Here is a 21,545-nt window from a genome sequence, read left to right on the forward strand (position 1 = left end):
AAACCCTCCTGTATTATATTAATTTTAATAAAACTAATTTGTTATATAACAGATAGTGCAAACTAAACGATTTAGTCGAGGTAAGCACAGCACTCCAATGCCGCTTTGAACGTCGAATGCTCCATCCCGCAGCAACGACATACATTTTCTTCATCGGGATCTTCAGGTTTACGGAAGACGATGACCTCATCGATTGATTCCTTCATGACTTGGAGCGAACCGTCGGCGCGATCCAAGACGAGGCGCATCAAGTCATTGCCATATACGAATGCTGTATTCGCAAGAGAAGCTGTCGATTCTCCAGATACGATGCGACGAACGACCCAACGTTCAATCAACTGTTCGCTTTCCATTTTTTTCGTATTCATGATAAGGTTCCTCCTTTAAGGTTTAACTCTACGGTTTGGCGTTTCATAAATTCACGGCGGCGGCGGTGTAAGATCGGTTCTGTGTACCCGTTCGGTTGCTTCAATCCATGAAACACGAGTTCGTGTGCGGCTTGATAGGCAATCGATTGATCGACGTTTGGTGTCATCGGCCGATAATTCGGATCTTGTTCGTTTTGTTCATCGACGACTTGTGCCATCCGATAAAGCGTGACTTCCACTTGATCCGCTGAACAGATGCCGTGATATAACCAGTTGGCCACGTGTTGGCTCGAAATACGAAGTGTTGCCCGGTCTTCCATGAGGCCGATGTGATGAATGTCTGGTACTTTCGAGCAACCCACACCTTGTTCGATCCAACGAACGACGTATCCGAGCAACCCTTGCAAGTTGTTCTCGAGTTCCTCTTTAATCTCGTCTTGCGAATAGATGCGTGTCGCGAGCGGGATATCGAGAAGCTGTTGTCGTTCATGATTCAAAACAGGCTGTTGCATCAATTCTCGCTGTATATCAAAAGCATCGAGTTGATGATAGTGCATCGCATGGAGCGTCGCCGCGGTCGGGGAAGGCACCCATGCCGTCGTTGCCCCGGACCGTACGTGTGCAATTTTTTCACGCATCATGTCACGCATCATGTCGGGCATCGCCCACATCCCTTTACCGATCTGCGCCTGTTGATGAAATCCGGTCTCAAAACCTGTCGATACATTCAACCGTTCATATGCCGCAAGCCAAGAAGATGTCTTCATTTCTCCCTTTCGCCGCATCGGTCCGAGTGTCATCGAAGAATGAATCTCGTCTCCCGTTCGGTCGAGGAAGCCCGTGTTGATGAAGACGACTCGTTCTCTCACTTGAGCGATACAGTTCTTCAGGTTAAGCGACGTTCGTCTCTCTTCATCCATCACACCGACTTTCAACGTATGGCGAGGAAGGTTCAATAAATCTTCCACGGCGTCAAACAAGCCGTTGGTGAATGCTACTTCTTCAGATCCATGCATTTTCGGTTTGACGATATAGATTGACCCTTCTCGAGAGTTGAGACGGCGATGTAGATGACGACTCGCGATGAGTGAAGTGAAGACGGCATCAACGATACCTTCTGGTACCTCGCGACCTTCCGCATCAAGCATCAAGTCGGTCGTCATCAAGTGCCCGACGTTTCGAATGAATAAGAGTGCGCGTCCTGGGAGTATGACTTCCACTCCACCTTTTCCGATTAAACGCTTATCTTCATTCAAACACCGAGAAAGTCGCTTCCCATTCTTTTGGAACGAAGCTTCAAGCGTCCCGTCCATCAGACCGAGCCAGTTGCGATACAGATGAACTTTGTCTTCTGCACAAACAGCTGCGACCGAGTCCTCGCAGTCCACAATCGCGGAGAGGGCTGATTCGAGCTCAATGTCCATCAGTCCAGCAGGATCGATTTTGCCGATCGGGTGCTCGCGGTCAAATTGAAGTTCGACGTGTAAGGCATGGTGCTGAAGCATCAATGTGCGTAACTTGTTCGGTTCCCCGGTGTAGCCGACGAATGAATCATGAGCGAACGAATACTCGTCTTCCCCAACCACCGCATAGGCGACATCGTCACGAACGAAGTAACGTGTCACTTTCTCGTGAGATTCTGTTGGTAGCGGGAACGAATCATCGAGAAACTGTTTAGCGATGCGGATGACCTCATTACCGCGAACGGGATTATATTCTCGTCCTTTTTCCATACCGTCTGCCTCTTCAATCATATCTGTTCCATAAAGGGCGTCGTAGAGACTTCCCCATCTGGCATTGGCGGCATTGAGTGCGTATCTGGCATTGTCTAATGGTACGACGAGTTGCGGTCCAGCTTGATGGGCGATTTCACGGTCGACGTCCGACACATCGATGTTGAAATCTTTGACGACCGGTTCGATATAGCCGATTGAAGATAAAAACGTCTCATATTTGATGGGATCGACTTCATCTTGTCGACTGTACCAATCCTGTAACAGTCGTTCGTATGTCGTGCGCTGCTCTAGAAGCGTCTGATTGACTGGAATGAAACGCTCTAGAAGGGATTCGACACCTTTCCAAAAATTGTTGATTTCATGAGGTTCTAGTATACTTTCATTCACAAATTCGAACAGCTTCTCATGAACATGATACGTATTTAGTCGTTCATAGTGTTCCAAGCGCTCACATCCTCCCTTAGTCATTGTTATATATCAGATGATTACAATATAGGCTATTATATAACAGTTTGACAACCCATTTGTTAAAACTTTTTATTTGAAATATTGTCAGGATGGGTTTACTATACATTGTGTGACCCATCAATGATTGAGTCATCAATGATTCGAGGAGGCGATATGCATGCGAGATTCTTGCTCGCTTCGCGATCAAATTCTCTATCACATCATCACCGTACAAAAAGAAATGGGGCAATTATTCGACTCTGAAATGGACGGACTCAGCTTAAGTCGCTATGACATTTTAAGCAATTTGTATCATGTCGGCCCATTGCGTCAACGTGAATTGCAACAACGCGTCGATGTCGATCACGCAGCTATCACTCGACACTTGAAACAATTAGAGACACAAGGACTCATCACGCGGAGACGATGTGAAGAAGACAACCGTGTCATCTATGTCGAGTTGACAGACCACGGCCGTGAACAAATTGCACATTGGACTGAGCAAAAAGAGTGCTTAACGGACCGACTTTTTGTCAACATGAAGGTAGAGGATCAACAACAGTTATTAGCATCCCTGACGATGTTACAAGATACTATTGACCATGAAAGGAAGACTACAATATGAACACTGCTACTCAAAAAGACTTTATGGAGATTGTCAAAGGACGCCGCTCGATTCGTGTATACGATGAGAACGTCAAAATCTCAAAAGAAGAAATGACACAAATTCTTGAAGAAGCGACAACGGCTCCTTCATCACTTAACTTACAGCCATGGCGCTTCGTCGTCATCGATAGCGCAGAAGGAAAAGAAACACTCCTTCCACTCGCAAGCTTTAACAAACGCCAAGTGGAAACATCTTCAGCTGTCATCGCACTCTTCGCTGACTATCAAATGGCAGATTACACAGAAGAGATTTTCGATACAGCGGTAGAGCGCGGTATGATGCCGGCTGAGGTCCGCGACCGTCAAGTCGATATGATCAAAGGCATCTTCAAAGATGCACCGAAAGAAATGGTCAAAGACAGCATCATGCTCGATTCAGGTCTTGTTGCGATGCAACTTATGCTCGTTGCACGTGCACACGGGTATGACACAAACCCAATCGGCGGATACGACAAAGCGAACATCGCTGAAGCGTTCGGTCTCGACAAAGAACGTTACCTTCCAGTCATGCTTCTCTCAATCGGAAAAGCAGCAGAAGAAGGTTACCCATCAGTACGTTTCCCAGTCGACCGCATCACAGACTGGAAATAATTCGAAAGGGTCAATCGCCCCGGCGATTGACCCTTTTTTCATCCGATATATTTGACGACTTCGTTGAAGTCACGACGTGTTTTCGGTGCGAAATCACGCGCCCGATACCCAAATGCGACCATGACCGAAAGTGACCATTCGCCTCGTTCCATCACACCTTCTGAGATGAGCAACTCATTGATTTCCTCTTGATTGAACCCTTCAATCGGACAAGAATCGATCTCGATTTGTGCGGCCGCCGTCATCATGTTCCCAAGTGGGATATATGTCTGACGCTTGATCCATTCTTGGAAGACGCGCTCATCGTCTAAGAGACGATAGTCGCTCTCCTGGAACTCTTGTACCCGTTTCACGCGTTGCGCGTATTCTTCTTCCGTCCGACCTTGCACGCCCGTCACGATATGACGAATATAGTCCGCATCGTAACGCATCGATTTTGGTGTTCTTGCGAGGATCAACACGAAGTGGCTCGCAGTCAAAGCCTGACCTTGCGCTCCCCATGCATGATCTTTAATTTTTTGGAGCAAATCTTCCCGACGCACCACGACGAATTGCCATGGCTCGAATCCGAATGAACTCGGTGAAAGACGTCCCGTCTCTAAGATGAACTCCATGTCCTCTTCTTTGATTTTACGATCCGCATCGAACGCTTTCGTCGCTTGACGCCAACGATACGCTTCTAAAATGTCTTTCTTTTTCATCGTGCTCACTCCTCCATTACCAAGATGACTCCATCATATCAAACCGATAAATCAAAAATCGCTCATGAAGATTCTTGAGTGGGAGTCGAACGGTCTCTACATATTGAAAAGGCGTCTCGTCGTTCAAATAATGGAGATACTCATCCGCCGGATAATATAAAATCACGTCGACCGAACGAGGGATTGTTTCAACAGATTCGAAGATGTTGGCGATCACTTGGCGGAAGACGTTCACTGAGAACGGATTAAAGAAGTAGAATCGATTCGCATCCGGTGGAATCGTGAATTCCTCCGCGAGTCCCCGTTCCAATTGGACACTTCCTCGATTTCGATATTTCTTCGTATAGCTCATCCAATTTTGAAGTGCCTCCTCATGAAATCCACCGTCCATCTCGACACCGATTGCCCGTACGCGAAACGTATACGCTAAATAGAACGGCAGACGCCCTTTTCCCGAACCGAAATCAACGATGGTATCTGTGGACTCTAACGGATACGCATCCCGAAGCAAATCGAGTGCCTCGTAAGGAGTCGGCTCATAACGATGATATTCGGCCGAGGACGGAAATCCTTGCTGTGGTTTGGCCGTCTGGATCTGTAGGAGTTGTTCATATTGCTGTTCGTTCATGATGAACCTCTTTCTTGAATAGATTGGAAGAATGGATGCCGCTCCATTTCTCTAGTAAATGACGTGTATTCTTGATAGGCGACATATAACAGATAGACCGGAACCACTATTTTGAACCAACTCGGGAGAAGAATCACGCTCGTGACGCCAAGTGGAATGAGTCGAAACCACAGATTGCGGTGGCTCGGCGCCCTGAAATAGATTAGGATTGCCATCGTCCGCCTGACGGTGCCAAAGCGATTCGGTTTCGGTCGATATAGTGGACGTTTCCGCTCACTCGTCTTCTCGATGGCACCTGACGTCGTCAGCAGGACACGGTCGAATGAGGCACGCTCACGTTCCCCGATTTCAATCTCCCGACCGATATTCGGATGTTTCGACACCCATCCTTCCCCTACGTATAACGCAAATGTGACCATCATGCTTCCGATCAACACACTGAGTAATACTGAATCAATCAATAACGCATACACACCTACAAAAGCAAGGAGTACAATCAATACTCGCTTCATGAGATGGGCGTGTCGGAGGCGAAATTGATACTGAATCCATGCATGGCACCAACCGAGTAGAAATAGTGCAGCCCCAAACGCGAGTATCTCGCCAACACTCCTGCCCTTTATGTATAGAATTGGGGCAAGCAACAGCAGATAACATCCATATCGAATCACGTGTTGCATAAAATGATACCAAACCGAATACCATTTCAAATCCCGAATCATGCTTTGGTTTGACACAAGGATGAGATCGGCACGCTCAATCCAGACAAACATGCGGTCTTGCCACATGAACCATCCAATCAGAAGTGCCCAGAGAAAATAAGGGATGCCACCTAACCAGGGGAAGCTTCCTTCCCAGACTTGCCAGTAGGAATAGCCTGCCCATATGAGAAGAGGAAGGACACCGTATAAAAAAATCGTCCAGTCGACATTCAATCGGACCGTCTTCCACTGTTGTTTTATATAACGGGAGACACGCATCCAAAACAATCGTTTCGCAATCATCGGAGCGCCACATCTTCCATCATATCGAACAAGGTCATCCCCTCTGTGTCGAGTACCTCACGAATCTCTGCTTTCGTCCCACTCGCCAGGAGTTGCCCGTCATCAATCCATACGAACCGGTCACACAACCGCTCGGCCGTATCAAGAACGTGTGTGACTAATAAGACACTTGTCCCCCTCGCACGCTCCGTTTCTAACAGTCGAAGTAACTGAATCGTCGTCGTTGCATCCAATCCGATAAACGGTTCATCGACAATCAATATCTGCGTTTCTTGAATGAGCGCCAATAAAATCATCGCCTTCTGTTTCATCCCTTTTGAAAAAGAGGAGAGATACCGGTCGGTCACACGATCGAGTCGGAAAAGCTGTAGCAACTCCTCCGTTTTTTTGTTGAATCGACTCCCGTTAATTCTTGGACGAGTGCGATATGTTCAGATAGCGTCAAATAATCATAGTAGACCGGTTGTTCTGGGATGTACGCATAGCGTTCCATCTCGACCGTCCCCTTCATCCAAGGAATCGTTCCGGTAAGACAGGCGATGGTGGTCGTTTTTCCCGCACCATTCGACCCAATCACCCCTAAAATCTCACCTGCCCATACATCAAACGAGATGTCTTGAATGACCGGCTCGTTTATCTCGTATCCTGCTTTGTCGATTGACACGATCATCTCTTTTCCCCCTATCCAAAACGAAATTGAGCGTATTCTCCTTTTATTTCATTCCAGTATAACCCAAACAATCTGAACGGTTGGGAAACGCTTCGGTTGAAGCCGTTTCTTGATCTAACACCTACAATTATTTTTTTCTGAAGATTGAGTTAGATTCGTTTAATTTAGCGTGGTAACGTGAAATGATAATGATACCAACTCTTTAAAGTGAGGTGACGGTGTGTCTACCACAGAGTACGAACAAGCGACATCTATTTTGCATCACCTCTTTATCGCTTCTTCCTTTGTCGGAATCGACTTTGGTTCCGGTCCAAACCATCATCTCCTCTATTTCAGTCGCCAAGGACTGGAATCTTGGATCTCTATCGAGGGACCGTGGCATGTACACGCCACACAAAACACGTTTGACGAAGGTGAAAAACTCGAACAGCTCATGCGCTTAAGACGAGAGCGCATCCATCACGTACTGCTCGGAGACGAACATCCTCACCTTGAAATTCAATTCGAATCAGGTTCTCTTCTGTTTATTAACGGGTATCAAGAACAATTTGAATGCTGGCAAGCGGGAGATGCAAGACCGCTCGGCGGAGATTCCTATTTGCTGGTCGCGATGCCTCAAGGAGAGCTTGCTGTATTTGCGGAAGGAGACGACGAATGAGCACGTGGATAGATATTGTTACGTATATGTTGATTGCCGGAGGCGTTAGTCTCGCAATCATCTTATTGCGAAAGATTACGAAAGCATGAAAAAAACGGCCGAGGCCGTTTTTTTCATTTGACTGATTCTTCTTCATACAAGCTTGCGCCTTGTGAACGAATCACCTCTTGATACCAAAAGAATGACTCTTTCCGTTTTCGTTCTAACGTACCGGTACTATCGTCATGTCGATCCACATAAATGAAACCATACCGTTTGCTATACTCACCTGTCGAAGCACTCACCAAGTCAATACAGCCCCAACTCGTATATCCCATCACTTCGACTCCATCTTCGATCGCATCCATCATCCCTTTCAAATGGTCACGCAAGTAATCGATTCGATAGTGATCATGAATCGTTCCGTCCGACTCGACTTTGTCATATGCGCCTAGCCCGTTCTCAACGATGAATAACGGAAGCTCATAACGCTCATATAATTTGTTTAAGATGACACGAAGTCCCGTCGGATCAATTTCCCATCCCCAGTCGCTCGCCTGTAAATATGGATTTTTGACCCCACTCATGATATTTCCTTCCGCTTCATCCTGATCTTTTTCAGCCTTTTCAGTACGAGACATATAGTAACTGAGCGAAAAGAAATCAACTGTATTTTCTTTTAGAATTTCAAGATCGCCATCTTCCATTTCGATTTCAATGCCATTCTCTTGGAAGAATCGTTTCGAAAAGTTCGGATACTTCCCGCGTACATGAACGTCTCCGCAGAAGAAGTTCATCATCCGCTCAGCATCGTGTGCATACCAAACATCATCCGGGTTCGAACTATACGGATAAACGGGGGCCGCGATGAGCATACATCCAATTTGCATCGATGGGTCAATCTCGCGTGCCGCTTTCGTCGCAAGTGCACTTGCGACTAGTTGGTGATGAAGTCCTTGATAGGTGAGTTGTAACGTGTTTTCTTCTTCCCGAATCGCAATTCCGAGACTGAGCATCGGCATGAATTGAGCTCCATTGATTTCGTTGAACGTCAACCAGTATTTGACCTTTCCTTGATATCGTTCGAACAAGACACGACTGTATCGTTCGAAATACGTGACTAAGCGACGGTCTCTCCAACCTCCATAATGCTTCGCAAGATGTAGGGGCATCTCATAGTGGGAGATGGTCACGAGTGGTTCAATGCCTTGTGCGACCAACTCATCGATGACGTAATCGTAGAATTGAAGACCTTCTTCGTTCGGCTCCATTTCATCTCCATTCGGGAAAATTCGTGACCAGGCAATCGACATACGGAACGTCTTGAATCCCATTTCTTTAAAGAGGGCGATATCTTCTTTGTAGCGATGATAGAAGTCGATCCCTTCATGGTTCGGATACGAATATTCATCATGTAATTCAAAATCAAACGTTGGGTCATGAATAATCTTCATTCGGTGCTCCCCACCTGGCATCACGTCAGCAATCGAAAGTCCTTTACCTCCTTCCTGATAACCGCCCTCTAGTTGATTGGCCGCAGTTGCCCCGCCCCATAAAAATTCACTCGATACTTGTTTCATATTGTCTCCTCCTTTGTTATACAATGACGCGCAATACGCCATGATTCGCTTCTACCGTTCCTGTATAAGTTGGCAATACATCTAAATAATGATCGGTATTCGTCACAATGATTGGCGTGATCGTGTCATATCCTTCACGAGCGATGGCATCCATATCAAACCGGACGAGCGAATCTCCTTCTTTCACTTTCTGTCCATCTGTCACAAGTGTTTCAAAGTACTTCCCATTTAGTTTAACCGTGTCTATACCAATGTGAATCAATACTTCCACACCGGTATTAGATCGAAGGCCGATTGCATGTTTTGATGGGTAAACCGTGACGATTTCGCCGTCAAACGGAGCATACACTGTACCTTCTGAAGGCATGATGGCAATTCCTTTCCCCATCGCCCCACTCGAGAACACTTCATCTCGAACCGTCTCAAGTGACACGACTTCTCCTTTCAATGGAGCTGAGAGCGGAAAACCTACTTGCTCAGATACAGACTCTGCGACCTCTTGTTCCTGCGACTCGACTGTCGCTTCTTCTTTGTGGAACACCATTGTCAATACGAGGGCGACCACTGCTGCTACCGCCATTCCAATAAATGCGCTGTAAAAGGCTAAATCGACACCTGTTGCCGGAATCATGACAGGAATACTGAAGATTCCGAGTCCTCCCATCGCATAAGCTGCTGTACCGAACAGACCACCAGTGACACCACCTGCCGCTCCACCAATCATCCCGAAAACGAATGGCTTCTTACGAGGTAACGTCAACCCATACATTGCCGGTTCTGTAATCCCGAAGACACCCGCAATGGTAGAGGAAGTCCCTAAACCTTTCACCTTTGGATTTTTCGCTTTTAATGTGATTGCTAAAACAGCACCGACCTGACCAAATGTCGCCATCAATACACCGACAACAATCGTATCCATACCAACGACTGATAAGTTATTGATGATGATTGGCACAAGTCCCCAGTGAAGACCGAACATAACGAGCACTTGCCAGAATGCACCGATGAATGCGATAGCAATGGTCGGACTCAAGTCATATAAGAACGAGTATCCATTCGCCAATCCTTGACTCGCATACGTCGCAACCGGTCCAATGGCTAAAAACGTCAACGGGACGACGAGTAACAACGCCATCATCGGTGTTGTGAAGTTTCGTACAGCTTCATGCGTATGACGGTTAAAGAATGTTTCGACTTTTGAAGACACATATGTCGCCAAGATAATCGGGATTACTGAAGACGCATAACTCATTAAGACGACCGGTACGTTAAGGAACGTTAGAGACTCACCTGCTCCTTGAATGGCCACAATCGATGGATAGACAAGCGCCCCACCGATGATCATCCCAATATACGGGTTTCCACCAAACTTCTTAGCCGCCGAATGTCCTAAAATCACAGGTAGGAAATAAAATAGTGCATCCGCCGCAGCATTTAAGACGACATATGTGCCCATTTCTTCTGTCAATAATCCAAACGCGACAAGGATGGCGAGCAACCCTTTTAACAGACCACTACCTGCCATCGGTCCGAGAATCGGCGTAAAGATTCCGGCAATCACATCGATTAATCGATTGAATACACCTGATTTTTCTTCATCATCAGTCGAAGATGTCTGAAAACCACCAACGTCAACAACCTCTTTGTAGACGTACGGCACATTATTTCCAATGACGACTTGAAATTGTCCACCACTTTGAACGACCGTGATGATGCCATCTTGTTCCTTCAACGTGGTCGCATTTGCCTTTGATTCATCTTTTAGTTTGAAGCGTAATCGTGTCGCACAGTGAAAGACACTTTTGACGTTTTCCTTACCGCCGACATGCTTCACAATCGTTTCTGCCAGTTGTTTATATTGGTTCATCTTGTTCACTCCTCATGTTTTTGGATAAAAAGAAAAACCTAAATCACCACACAACAGGTTGTGTAGTCATTTAGGTTTGGCCTGCGTCATCAGTAACCATCCTTAGGATCGACGTTCTTTCATTAAGTTTTCGATATGAATCATCATATACAGCCGTTCGTCCATCGACACGTCGTAATGATATTTCGTCGCAATCAACCCTGCGATTTTTTCGACACATTCAAACGCTTCTGGATATCGCTGTTTTACCATCAGGAACAAGGTTTCGTCACCCGTTGATTTGACCCTCTCTCCGGATGCGAGGCGCTGCACAAAATACTTTAAATGGGTCAAAAATCGTGCATACGCGTATGACTCTTCGTCCAGTTCGATTTGAAAATGGTACGTAATGATTGTCAGAATCGCTTGCGTAGCTCTCGTCATCTCGGTGACAAGATGCAGGTTGTCACCTTTGACACCAGACATTGTCGCATTGACGAGGTGTAAGGCAATCGCAACTGCCTCGTCTTCATCAAGCTTGACCTCGTGCCGCTCATTAATCAGGTTAACCGCTTCTTTTCCGACAGCGAACTCCGGAGCATAAAATCGTTTCACTTCCCAAACGAGAGGGTTTCGAATCTGGATTCCATCCCGATACCGACTGAGTGCAAAATGAAGGTGGTCTGCTAGCGTCACATAGAGCGAATCATGAATGGGTTGATTCAACCGCTGTTCGGCCAATCTGACAATTTGCTTCACCGTTTCCATCTCAGCTGTCGGCATTTCATTTAAAAAGTGAACGAAACGCTCATAGCTTTCTTTACTCTCGAGCGTAAAGATTTTTTCGATTCGCGCCTGGTCAATGACATCGCCGGGTCGTTTTTGAAACGCAATCCCACGTCCCATCACGACTTGTTCTTGACCGTTCGCATCGATTGCTACGACGTTGTTGTTATACACTTTTGAAATCTGCACGGTCTCCTCACCTCGCTCTCATTCAACTGAACTGAAAAGAAAAAAACCTAAATTCACACCAGAGTCCAATGTGGAGTCATGGCATCAATTTAGGTTTTGCCTGCATCACCAGTAACAATCCCAAAGTGGATTTTCTTCTTTTCGATATAAGCATACTCCCTATAAACCTTGATGTCAACATAAAAGTAAAACGCTTACATCGTGACCGTTTTACTCTTCAAATAAAATCCGCTGCATCCGCTCCGGCGCTTGTAAATAGTCGCGCATGACCCGTACATGCTCGAGGTCGTCAAACGGCGTCGGGGAAAGTCCCGTCTCCACTTGTAAGATCATCGCACCCGGATACGACATCAAGATGGGCGAGTGACTGGCGATGATAAATTGACTGCCGGATTGTACAAGTTCATGCATCCGAGCAAGCATCGTCAGTTGCCGCATCGGTGACAACGCGGCCTCGGGCTCATCCAAAATATAGAGGCCATCGCCACGGAATCGATGCAACATGAGGGAGAGGAACGCTTCCCCGTGCGACTGCTCATGAAGGGAACGTCCGCCGTATGACTCATAAAACCGTTCAGGGTCAATCCCTGATTTCGCCATCTCATCCACATAACTCGATAGCTGGTATGCTGTCTCGGCACGTAAGAAAAATCCGTCTTTCGGACGATATGGCCCCCGAATCGGACGTAACGCCTCATACAACGAGCTATGTGTCGATTCCGTTTCAAATTGGAAGGACGGTGCTCCGCCTTCTGGGTTGAATCCAGCCGCCACGGCCATCCCCTCAATCAACGTCGACTTTCCACTCCCGTTCTCTCCAACGAGAAACGTGACCGGATGATGAAACGTCAGTTCATCGAGTGTCTGAAAGATTGGTAACGAGTAAGGATAACCCGTTGATTGGATGCGGTCTTTCTCTAACCGCACCCCACGTAAAAATAAAGTCATGTCCATTCGATCCAAAACGTCGCCCCCTTCTCTGACTCGACCCCATAAGAAAGTCCTTGTGCTTCAAGAAGTAATTTCGTGATAGCGAGACCTAGACCATGTCCGTTTGAGCGGTCTCCTTTCACATACATATCCCAAATCGAAAGTTGGACGACAGGGTCAATCCCGTTCCCTTCGTCTGTTACTTCTAGTCGATTAGGTGTCAGTTTGATTGTGATACGTCCGCCGATAGGGCTCGCTTCATACGCATTTCTTAAAAAGTTCGAGAGAACCCGTTCCATCGCCAATCGATCGGCTTGAATCGATACCGTTTCGAGTTGCAGATCGAGCGTCACGTCTTTTTGTCGGAACCACTCGGACATGCGTGACGTTAATCGGCGAACTAAGTCATCTAGTTGAAGCGATTCCATTTCAAGTGGAATCGTCCCAGAGGACAACTTTGAGTATTCGAGCATCTGATTGACAAGCCGGTCGATTCGGTCTATTTCCTCCGTAATGCTTTTGCCCGTAATAGCCACCTCCATCTCATTAACGACACCGAGTTCCAACATTTCCGCCTCATTCCGGACAATAGCGAGCGGTGTACGCACATCATGGGTCACTCCAGAGATGAACGATTTTTGAAGTGCCTCTTTTTCTTGAAGGGAGGCATTCATTTGTCCGATCGTGACGGTCAAATCCCCAATCTCATCGTTCGTCACATTCGGAAGAGTAATGTGATGTTGTCCTTCCATAATCGATGCGGTCGCTTGCTTCAACTCGACGAGCGGTTGCGTGAGCCGTCGACTCATCCAAAACGTGACACCGATGGCAACCATCAGTGCCAAAATAAATCCACCCGCTAAGATGAGATAGATTTGCTGAAACTGTGGATTTGAGAATGGCACAGGACTGTACGTCACAATTTGAACGTTCCCTTCTTCTTGCAAATACGTCAAGAAACGAGTCCCGTTCACACTCACCTCGTCCTGAACTGTTAAGTCATCCGGGTCGAGGCTGATCGGCATCATGCGGCGCATCCTTCCACCACGTTCTAGCTCGATACGTTGCCCGTCTTGAAATAGGAGTACGTCTAATCGACCTGGAATTCCACGTCCTTCTTGGATGGCTTCATACACGATCGCCGCCTCGCGCTCCAATTGCGTATACGTCTCCTCTTCTGCGAACCGTCCGATTAAAAGTGACGTGAGACCAAATGTTAAAAGCGCCATCACAGCAAGGGGCAAGATAGCTGTCCACAATAATTTCTTCATTAAGCGATTCATGACAGTCCCTCTAATCGATAACCGACCCGATGAACGGTCTTCAGCTGTTCTTTTAGTGTAGGTGATTTATCACGTAATTGTTTAATATGGGTGTCGACCGTACGTGTATCTCCGACGAACGCATAATCCCATACATCGTCGAGCAGGCGATTCCGATCCAACGCCTCACCGACGTGCTTCCATAAATGCAAGAGCAGTTCATATTCTTTGTTCGTCAGCCGGAGCGTTCTTCCGTTCTCTTGTACCATCCTCGATTTGAGGTCGATGGTGAGCGCACCGAACCGAATCATATCGGTCTGTTTCACGAGACGCTTCAGGCGAATCTCCAATTCTTTCAAAACGATGGGTTTGACCAAATAATCGTCCGCCCCAAGTTCTAATCCGAATACGCGATCATCTGCTTCACCACGAGCCGTCGTCAGGATAATAGCAGGAGCGGGCTGTTGCGCTTTTAACGTTGGAATCAAGGTCCATCCTTCTCCATCAGGGAGACGGACGTCGAGTAAAACTGCATCAAAGCGCTGATGTAACTGTTGCTTCGCTTCGCTGAGGGTCATCGCCACTGTCACATTAAACCCTGCATATACTAAAAAGCGAGACATGCCGTCCGCAAGTTTTTGTTCATCTTCCACTACGAGTACGTTCATCTTCTATCGCCTCCACATCCATTATATCGTACACATGGAATGCCCCACCGTTTCCCAAAGACAATTTGCAGAAATCTTGCAACTCTCTCACAACTTCAGTTCTCTCAAGTTCTACACTTGAAGTATCAAAAGGAGGAGATATACATGAAATCAACAAAATTAGCAATCGCCTTGGCCAGTCTATTGGCTGTCTCAGGCACTGGCGTATATGCCGCGACGAATGACACGACGACAGATGAATCGACAACGACGGAATCGACACAATGCGAGCGTGGAGAAAGAGGTTCTGGCATGGTTGGTGACCGAGAAGCGGGTCATACAGCGCTTATCGAGGCGCTCGGATTGACAGAAGAAGAAGTGGATGCAGCCCGTGAAAATAGACAGTCGATTCATGAGCTCGCAGAAGAAAAAGGCATTTCAATTGATGCATTCATCGACGCGATCATGACGTCACACGAAGAAAAACTTACGACTGCTGTGGAAGACGGGAAATTGACTCAAGAAGAGGCCGATCAAATCCTAGCGGATCACGAAGAGCGCTTTGCTGACGTGACGAGTTACGATGATTTAGAAGATGCACGTGGCATGCGCGGTGGACGAGAAGGTGGTCGCCATGGCCATGGTCACGGACCACATCATGACGACGCTTCAACAGAGAACGATAGCAATGTAGAGAGTCAAAGCAACAGCTTGTAAGTCAAAAGGCAGCCACACGCGGTGGCTGCCTTTTTATATGACGAGTAATAAAAACGCATATCCTAATAAACCAATCAAAAATGCACCAAAACTACTCTCTCGCTCAGCAGGTAACTCTTCTTTCATGACGTTCAAGATGACGCCACCTGCCAAAAAGGCGACAACGATAGATAGACCGAGTTCATTCACTTCTCCAAACGAACCGACCGCCCACCCTACAAGTACAGCAAGCGCTAACAAGACGCGTCCCTGTCGATCATAAAGTTGTTGATGATGCTGACGCAATCCTTGATCGACCGTAACAAAGTGAATGCCAAGCGCTATGAAGTAAAGAAACATCGTCCCATTTGACTGAAATTCACTTTCTGCGAGCACATATCCGATGCTAAACGTATAGAGCGTGAATGAACCTATGTGAATCCAAAACACATACGGTTTTTGTTTACGTTTGTTGGCCGTTGCGAATCGCTCGAGCCCGTAAAAGACAGCCAGTCCTAACATACTGATGATCAAGATATGGTTCTCGAGGGAGGCGAAGACGTTGTTTCCAATCTCCCCTTCTAGTTCACGTTGGTACTCATTTAACTCTGGCAATAGATGAAGGAATACATAAGCAACGGCAATCCCGCCCGCCACTGATAAAAAACGGCTCCTCGGCACTTCACGCACATGAATGAGCTTTCCTGAAAAAAAGTGAATCATCGCAAAACCGAGTGCAAACCAAAAACTTAACTCGAACACATAAGCCCCTCCCGCATTAAGACTTCTCCCTATGTGCTTTTACCCTTTCGCTGTATGTCACATTCATTTTCGGTTAGATCGCTCTTGTTTCTTTCTTTCCCGAATCTCTTTCTCCACTCGCCGTAGCGCTTTTTTCGATCCTCGTTCGAAGTCGTGCGCCTCCTTTCGTTCCTGATACGTCGTGAATAGCGTTTCCAAATCATAGTCAGCCGGATAAAGCTCTGTGGCACGTGCTTCTAACCGGACACGACGACTCGGCAACTCTACGTAATCGTCATTCACGAACACTCGGACATGCCGACGAGATGCATCGAACGCATAGACAAGCCCGACTTGATTCGTCTCTAACAACCGGACACGGTCACCTTTTTCAAAGCGTTCCGCCTCTTCAAGCGGTGCCGCTTCGATTTCGCGTGTGATTTTAGAATCATCGACTTTCGTAGTGTCATACGTTTTCTCGTTCATGTAACGAGATGCCTGTTTCAATATCGCTTCCGGCAACTTCATCTTGCGGGCGATAAAGAGGGCGTTGCTATCACCAGACTGCCCCATGAGCAATCGATATTTCGGTTCGAGCGTTTCCCGGTCAAACTGCATCGCAGCGTTCATGAAATCTGGGTGGGATTCAGAATACGATTTGATTTCTCCGTAATGGGTCGAAGCCACGACAATCGCCCCTCGTTTATATGCCGCTTCTAAGATGGCAATTGCAAGAGCGGCTCCTTCGTTCGGTTCCGTACCGCTTCCGATTTCGTCGAATAACAAGAGTGACCGTTTTCCAGCGGTTTGCATAATATTCGCCACATTGTGCATATGCGCCGAGAACGTGCTGAGTGCCGACTCCAAATCTTGATTATCTCCGATATCGACGAACACCTCATCGAATGTAGAGATGACCGTGTCGGTGTGTGCCGGGATATGCAATCCTGTCATGGTCATGAGACTGAGAAGTCCAATCGTTTTCAATACGACCGACTTTCCGCCGGCGTTCGGTCCGGTGATAATTAAGCCGCGATAGTCCGTCCCGATGGCAAAATCGAGTGGAACGGCACTTTCTAAGAGTGGATGACGTACTTGTTTCAATTGAATTCGACCAGTCGCATTCACGTGTGGTGTCACGCCATCAATCGATTGACTATACTTCCCTTTGGCGAAGACCATATCGTACTGGGCGATGACATCGAGTGTCGATTCAATTTCAGGAAGGACTTCAGTCACTGCTCCCGTCAATGTCGCCAACACTTGATACACTTCCACCGCTTCTTCCGTACGCTTGACGACGAGCTCGACATTCAATTTTGATATGGCTTCCGGTTCGATAAAGACCGTCATCCCGCGATTCGATGTGTCTACAATCGTACCCGCTACTTTGTGCTTGTATGAAGCTTTAATCGGGATCGTGAAGCGGTCCTGTTTTTTCGTGACAAATCCGTCTTGAATCATCTCGCGATTGGCAGCGCTCTTTAAGAATTTGTTCAATCGTTCCTCGATTCGTCCTTCCAAAATGTCGACTTGCTTCCGAATCCGCTTCAACTCTTTCGACGCTTCATCGACGACCTGACCAGCTCGAATCGATTGTGTGATGTCTTCTTCTAACGTCCGCCATTCGCCCATCCCGACAGCATAAGCCGAAAGAAGCGGTGCAAAGAATTCATGTTCGAGCATGAATCGTTTCAGTTTGCGCGCTCCCCGTAAAAACTCGGCGACCGCTTCAAGTTCTGTTGCTTCGAGTTGGATGCCTCGTTGCAGTTTCCCGATAATCGTCTCCATGTCAGACACGCCGATAAATGGGACGTGTGACGTCGCATCTAAAATCGCTCGGGCTTCAGACGTTTCCTGCAGACGTTTCTTCACCGTCGCGATGTGGCTCGTCGGACGTTGTTGTCTGAGTAACCTTCTCCCGAATCCGCTGATGCAGAAGCGCTCTACTCTCGTCATCAATTCGTTGTATTGTAATTTTTCAAATGTTTGTTCGTTCATGTGTCTCTCTCCTCAAATGATAGAATCGAGATACCGCGCAAACAAAAAAGCGTCGGTCGATGACGACCAACGCAAAAAGACAGACCGGTGTCTGGCAGTTTTTGATGGGCGGTATCTGTAACGGAACATGACGGCATAACAAAAAAACGTGTCATCCGACATTTTTCAGTTCGTTAGGCAGATACAACCTCACTCATCAACATGCAACACCTTTCTCACTTAGATTCGTCCTTACTATACAACAGATTCTCTGCCTTGTAAAATTTTAGAGAACGCTTTCAAAAAAATCTTGTGTCTTAAATCCACACATGTTATGTTGAACGTGAAGAAACGAATAGCGATCACATGTGACTGATTCGATCAGGCATGGGGTAAGACGTACGGTGCATGCCACCCGTCTATACTCCATGCCTGTTTTGTTTTTCGGCGTTTTGTTTCAAGAAAGGATGTAGAAGATATGCTATGGAATAAGTTAATGAATCGACACAAACCCACACTGCACTCACCAATGGAAGGAGACGTCATTCCACTCGAACAAGTAGCGGACTCGGTCTTCAGCGAAAAAATGATGGGCGACGGTATTGCCATCACACCAACGGATGGCGCCGTCGTCTCACCGGCTGACGGCGAAATCATACAAATCGCTCCGACAAAGCACGCCATCGGCATTCGGACCGAGGATGGGGCTGAGATTTTGATTCACGTCGGTCTCGATACCGTCGAACTCGAGGGTCGACCGTTTGATCTTCAAGTAGATGTGGGCGACCACGTTAAGACGGGACAGCTGTTACTGACAGCGGACTTAGCACAAATTCATCAAGCCGGTAAGCACACGGTCACGCCAATGGTCGTGACGAATGGGGGCGCGCTTGCTCATCATTACGCCTTCACATTCACGAAGGAAGCCGTCCCAGGCAAGACGGTTGTCGCCCGAGTGGAAGCGTGACTCCGGAACAAGGAGGACACATGATTAAAATCAAAAAGATTCTAAACAACAATGCGGTCATCGTCTCGGACGAAGGTGAAGAAAAGATTGCGATTGGCCCTGGCGTCGCCTTTAAAAAAGCGAAGAACGACATCGTCAATCCCCATAAAATCGAAAAGTTGTTCATCATGCCAGAGAATGACAAGTTCCAACAGTTGTTGAGCCGGATTCCCGTTGAACACTTCACCGTTTCCGAGGACATTATCTCTTATGCGGAAAAACGTCTCGAGACATCGTTCAACGAACATATCCACATCGTCTTGACCGACCACATCTCGTTCGCCATTGAGCGGGAAATGGATGGCATCTCATTACGCAACAAACTGTTGAACGAGATTAAAATCCTCTATCGGAATGAATATGAGATTGGACTATGGGCGATTGAGCATATTGCTGAAAAGCTCAACGTCCAAATGCCAAAAGACGAAGCTGCGTTCATCGCGCTTCATATTCATACGATGAAAGTGAAAGGAGGTGATTTACGCAAGACGGTCAAACAGACAACAATTGTCCGCGACATGATTCAATCGATTTCACGACGACTCGATGTATCCATTGAAGAAGATGACTTATCCTACCAACGATTATTAACTCATTTACGGTTCGTCATGGATCGGGTCAACCATTACGATCATCATACGATTGATGAAGACATGCTCCGCATGATTCAGACAAAGTTCACGTCTGCCTATGCGTGTGCATCAGATGTCGCAAAAGAAATGGAAGAGACCTATGGCATCGTCTTGCCCGAGTCAGAACTTGGTTATATTACGCTTCACATCCAACGTCTACAAGATCAACACCATCAAAAAGGAGGAAATCAACAATGATGAACTTTTTCCAACGTCTCGGACGTTCCCTCATGTTACCGGTCGCCGTACTACCGGCTGCTGCCATTCTCATGGGGATTGGTTATTGGATTGACCCAGTCGGCTGGGGATCTGAAAACATTGCCGCTGCATTCTTAATTAAGGCGGGGGCCGCTATTATTGATAACATTCCAATTCTGTTCGCAGTCGGGGTCGCGCTCGGAATGGCTAAGAACCGTGACGGTTCAGCAGCACTCAGTGGGCTCGTTGCCTTCTTGACGGTCACAACGCTTCTCTCTGCAGGAACGGTTGCGTTGTTCCAAGGAATCGACGTAGAAGCCGTCAACCCGGCATTCGGTAAGATTGGGAATGCTTTCATCGGGATTCTATCCGGTCTCGTCGCCGCTTCCATGTACAACCGCTTCAGTCAAGTCAAATTGCCAGATGCTCTCGCCTTCTTTAGTGGGAAGCGTCTCGTACCAATCATGACAGCCTTCTCGATGATTCTCGTATCGGTCGCACTTTACTTCATCTGGCCGGTCGTCTATACAGGTCTCGTCGGTTTCGGTGAATCGATTTCAAAACTCGGCGCATTCGGTGCCGGACTCTACGGATTCTTTAACCGTCTCTTAATTCCAACGGGTCTCCATCACGCCCTCAACTCTGTTTTCTGGTTCGATGTCGCCGACATTAACGATATCGGCAAGTTCTGGTCAGGAGAAGGTGAAAAAGGTGTGACGGGGATGTATCAAGCCGGTTACTTCCCAATCATGATGTTCGGTCTTCCGGCCGCAGCACTTGCGATGTACCACACAGCGAAGACAAAGCGTAAGAAACAAGCGGCCTCACTTCTTCTCGCAGCTGCATTCGCTTCATTCTTTACTGGTGTGACAGAACCACTCGAGTTCTCATTCATGTTCCTCGCACCTGTTCTTTACCTTGTACACGCCGTCCTTACAGGAATCTCGCTCTTCATCGCGGCAACGTTCCAATGGACAGCCGGGTTCGGATTCAGTGCAGGATTGGTTGACTTCGTGTTGAGTTCACGCTTGCCGCTCGCGAACCAACCGTACATGTTACTCGTTCAAGGTCTCGTGTTTGCAGTCATTTACTACGCGATCTTCCGCTTCATGATTGTGAAGCTCAACTTAGCAACACCAGGTCGTGAATCGGATGAAGTCGTTGATGCGGTTGCAAGTGAGACTGCAGATGGTGAAACGAAAGTCGCGCCGGTTGCATCAGCTTCAGGTAGCGAATACTCCGCGATGGCAAATATGATTTACGAAGGTCTTGGCGGTGACAGCAACGTCACAGGCATCGAGTCTTGTATCACACGCTTACGCGTCGATGTCAAAGACATGGATACGGTCAACCAAGATCAAATCAAAAAAGCCGGTATCCCGGGAATTAAAGTCGTCAGTCCAAACCATATTCAAGTCATTGTCGGTACAAACGTCCAGTTCGTCCTCGATGAGATTGAAAAAATTCGTAGCCACCGCGCCGGATAAAACGTCAAAAGCCACCTCATTCAGGTGGCTCAGGCTGTTGACTAACATGAATCATATCGCTCGCCTTTCCGGCGCCCACGCTTTCCGCAGGCAATCCCGGAGCCGCATCGCGACTTG

Annotated in this window: 22 protein-coding genes; 7 read left to right on the forward strand and 15 right to left on the reverse strand. The window is 47.3% G+C overall.

Features of this window, described 5'->3' with window-relative positions:
- Positions 1 to 71: 71 nt before the first annotated feature.
- Together KNO76_RS07990 and KNO76_RS07995 are read right to left on the reverse strand one after the other, a co-directional pair.
- Positions 72 to 368, reverse strand: a complete 297-nt coding sequence (locus KNO76_RS07990; RefSeq protein WP_214884483.1) for a hypothetical protein — start codon at positions 366 to 368, stop codon at positions 72 to 74.
- Complete coding sequence (locus KNO76_RS07995; RefSeq protein WP_251129047.1) at positions 365 to 2,548, reverse strand: malate synthase G; 2,184 nt, start codon at positions 2,546 to 2,548, stop codon at positions 365 to 367. Before KNO76_RS07995 ends, KNO76_RS07990 begins: the two co-directional genes overlap by 4 nt.
- Before the next feature lie 181 nt (positions 2,549 to 2,729).
- Here KNO76_RS07995 and KNO76_RS08000 point away from each other — a divergent pair, with 181 nt between their 5' ends.
- Together KNO76_RS08000 and KNO76_RS08005 are read left to right on the forward strand one after the other, a co-directional pair.
- A complete protein-coding gene (locus KNO76_RS08000) occupies positions 2,730 to 3,176 on the forward strand; it encodes a MarR family winged helix-turn-helix transcriptional regulator (protein WP_214884489.1) in 447 nt (148 codons plus the stop codon).
- Positions 3,173 to 3,808, forward strand: a complete 636-nt coding sequence (locus KNO76_RS08005; RefSeq protein ID WP_074036693.1) for a nitroreductase family protein — start codon at positions 3,173 to 3,175, stop codon at positions 3,806 to 3,808. The genes KNO76_RS08000 and KNO76_RS08005 overlap by 4 nt, the downstream gene beginning before the upstream one ends.
- A gap of 38 nt (positions 3,809 to 3,846) precedes the next feature.
- Here KNO76_RS08005 and KNO76_RS08010 read toward each other — a convergent pair whose 3' ends face one another.
- From KNO76_RS08010 to KNO76_RS14065, 5 genes are read right to left on the reverse strand one after another with little or no spacing between them, the layout of a single operon-like run.
- Entirely contained in the window at positions 3,847 to 4,509 is a 663-nt protein-coding gene (locus KNO76_RS08010; RefSeq protein WP_214884503.1) for an NAD(P)H-dependent oxidoreductase, read from the reverse strand.
- 16 nt (positions 4,510 to 4,525) lie between these two features.
- Complete coding sequence (locus KNO76_RS08015) at positions 4,526 to 5,137, reverse strand: class I SAM-dependent methyltransferase (RefSeq protein ID WP_214884506.1); 612 nt, start codon at positions 5,135 to 5,137, stop codon at positions 4,526 to 4,528.
- Entirely contained in the window at positions 5,134 to 6,141 is a 1,008-nt protein-coding gene (locus KNO76_RS08020; protein WP_214884508.1) for an ABC transporter permease, read from the reverse strand. The genes KNO76_RS08015 and KNO76_RS08020 overlap by 4 nt, the downstream gene beginning before the upstream one ends.
- Positions 6,138 to 6,515 carry an AAA family ATPase gene (locus KNO76_RS14060; RefSeq protein WP_251127938.1) on the reverse strand — a complete coding sequence of 126 codons (378 nt, stop codon included), beginning with the start codon at positions 6,513 to 6,515 and terminating at the stop codon, positions 6,138 to 6,140. The genes KNO76_RS08020 and KNO76_RS14060 overlap by 4 nt, the downstream gene beginning before the upstream one ends.
- The gene (locus KNO76_RS14065; RefSeq protein ID WP_251127937.1) at positions 6,485 to 6,811 is read right to left on the reverse strand and encodes an ATP-binding cassette domain-containing protein; all 327 of its coding nucleotides are present in this window, start codon (positions 6,809 to 6,811) and stop codon (positions 6,485 to 6,487) included. Before KNO76_RS14065 ends, KNO76_RS14060 begins: the two co-directional genes overlap by 31 nt.
- Positions 6,812 to 7,031: 220 nt before the next feature.
- On the opposite strand from KNO76_RS14065, the gene KNO76_RS08030 reads away from it, so the two are divergent.
- Entirely contained in the window at positions 7,032 to 7,469 is a 438-nt protein-coding gene (locus KNO76_RS08030; RefSeq protein ID WP_214884510.1) for a hypothetical protein, read from the forward strand.
- Between the two features lie 113 nt (positions 7,470 to 7,582).
- Here the strand turns inward: KNO76_RS08030 and KNO76_RS08035 are convergent, their stop codons facing one another.
- The 6 genes from KNO76_RS08035 to KNO76_RS08060 all read right to left on the reverse strand — a co-directional run bounded on the left by KNO76_RS08035 (position 7,583) and on the right by KNO76_RS08060 (position 14,709).
- A complete protein-coding gene (locus KNO76_RS08035) occupies positions 7,583 to 9,028 on the reverse strand; it encodes a glycoside hydrolase family 1 protein (RefSeq protein WP_214884512.1) in 1,446 nt (481 codons plus the stop codon).
- A 16-nt stretch (positions 9,029 to 9,044) separates the two neighbouring features.
- A complete protein-coding gene (locus KNO76_RS08040) occupies positions 9,045 to 10,895 on the reverse strand; it encodes a beta-glucoside-specific PTS transporter subunit IIABC (RefSeq protein ID WP_214884514.1) in 1,851 nt (616 codons plus the stop codon).
- Positions 10,896 to 10,997: 102 nt separating this feature from the next.
- Positions 10,998 to 11,849, reverse strand: coding sequence for a BglG family transcription antiterminator LicT (gene licT, locus KNO76_RS08045; protein WP_214884515.1), 852 nt, complete (start codon positions 11,847 to 11,849; stop codon positions 10,998 to 11,000).
- Positions 11,850 to 12,059: 210 nt separating this feature from the next.
- Positions 12,060 to 12,803, reverse strand: a complete 744-nt coding sequence (locus KNO76_RS08050) for an AAA family ATPase (protein ID WP_214884544.1) — start codon at positions 12,801 to 12,803, stop codon at positions 12,060 to 12,062.
- Entirely contained in the window at positions 12,794 to 14,062 is a 1,269-nt protein-coding gene (locus tag KNO76_RS08055; protein WP_214884524.1) for a HAMP domain-containing sensor histidine kinase, read from the reverse strand. The genes KNO76_RS08050 and KNO76_RS08055 overlap by 10 nt, the downstream gene beginning before the upstream one ends.
- Positions 14,059 to 14,709 (reverse strand): response regulator transcription factor, encoded by a 651-nt coding sequence (locus KNO76_RS08060; protein ID WP_214884526.1) that lies wholly within the window; start codon positions 14,707 to 14,709, stop codon positions 14,059 to 14,061. Before KNO76_RS08060 ends, KNO76_RS08055 begins: the two co-directional genes overlap by 4 nt.
- 144 nt (positions 14,710 to 14,853) lie before the next feature.
- On the opposite strand from KNO76_RS08060, the gene KNO76_RS08065 reads away from it, so the two are divergent.
- Positions 14,854 to 15,405 carry a hypothetical protein gene (locus KNO76_RS08065; protein WP_214703601.1) on the forward strand — a complete coding sequence of 184 codons (552 nt, stop codon included), beginning with the start codon at positions 14,854 to 14,856 and terminating at the stop codon, positions 15,403 to 15,405.
- Positions 15,406 to 15,438: 33 nt separating this feature from the next.
- Here KNO76_RS08065 and KNO76_RS08070 read toward each other — a convergent pair whose 3' ends face one another.
- Complete coding sequence (locus KNO76_RS08070) at positions 15,439 to 16,146, reverse strand: hypothetical protein (protein ID WP_214703600.1); 708 nt, start codon at positions 16,144 to 16,146, stop codon at positions 15,439 to 15,441.
- A 63-nt stretch (positions 16,147 to 16,209) separates the two neighbouring features.
- Positions 16,210 to 18,126: an endonuclease MutS2 gene (locus KNO76_RS08075; protein ID WP_214884528.1), complete on the reverse strand. Its 1,917-nt coding sequence runs from the start codon at positions 18,124 to 18,126 to the stop codon at positions 16,210 to 16,212.
- A 457-nt stretch (positions 18,127 to 18,583) separates the two neighbouring features.
- Between KNO76_RS08075 and KNO76_RS08080 the strand changes: the two genes are divergently transcribed.
- Genes KNO76_RS08080 through nagE form a run of 3 tightly spaced genes read left to right on the forward strand, consistent with a single transcriptional unit; the run spans position 18,584 to position 21,428 of the window.
- Positions 18,584 to 19,072, forward strand: coding sequence for a PTS sugar transporter subunit IIA (locus KNO76_RS08080; RefSeq protein ID WP_214884531.1), 489 nt, complete (start codon positions 18,584 to 18,586; stop codon positions 19,070 to 19,072).
- A gap of 20 nt (positions 19,073 to 19,092) precedes the next feature.
- The gene (locus KNO76_RS08085) at positions 19,093 to 19,941 is read left to right on the forward strand and encodes a PRD domain-containing protein (RefSeq protein WP_015880355.1); all 849 of its coding nucleotides are present in this window, start codon (positions 19,093 to 19,095) and stop codon (positions 19,939 to 19,941) included.
- Entirely contained in the window at positions 19,938 to 21,428 is a 1,491-nt protein-coding gene (gene nagE, locus KNO76_RS08090) for an N-acetylglucosamine-specific PTS transporter subunit IIBC (protein WP_214884534.1), read from the forward strand. The genes KNO76_RS08085 and nagE overlap by 4 nt, the downstream gene beginning before the upstream one ends.
- The last annotated feature ends 117 nt before the right edge of the window (positions 21,429 to 21,545 follow it).

It is taken from the genome of Exiguobacterium sp. s101 (assembly GCF_018617835.1).
GTDB classification, from domain to species: domain Bacteria; phylum Bacillota; class Bacilli; order Exiguobacteriales; family Exiguobacteriaceae; genus Exiguobacterium; species Exiguobacterium marinum.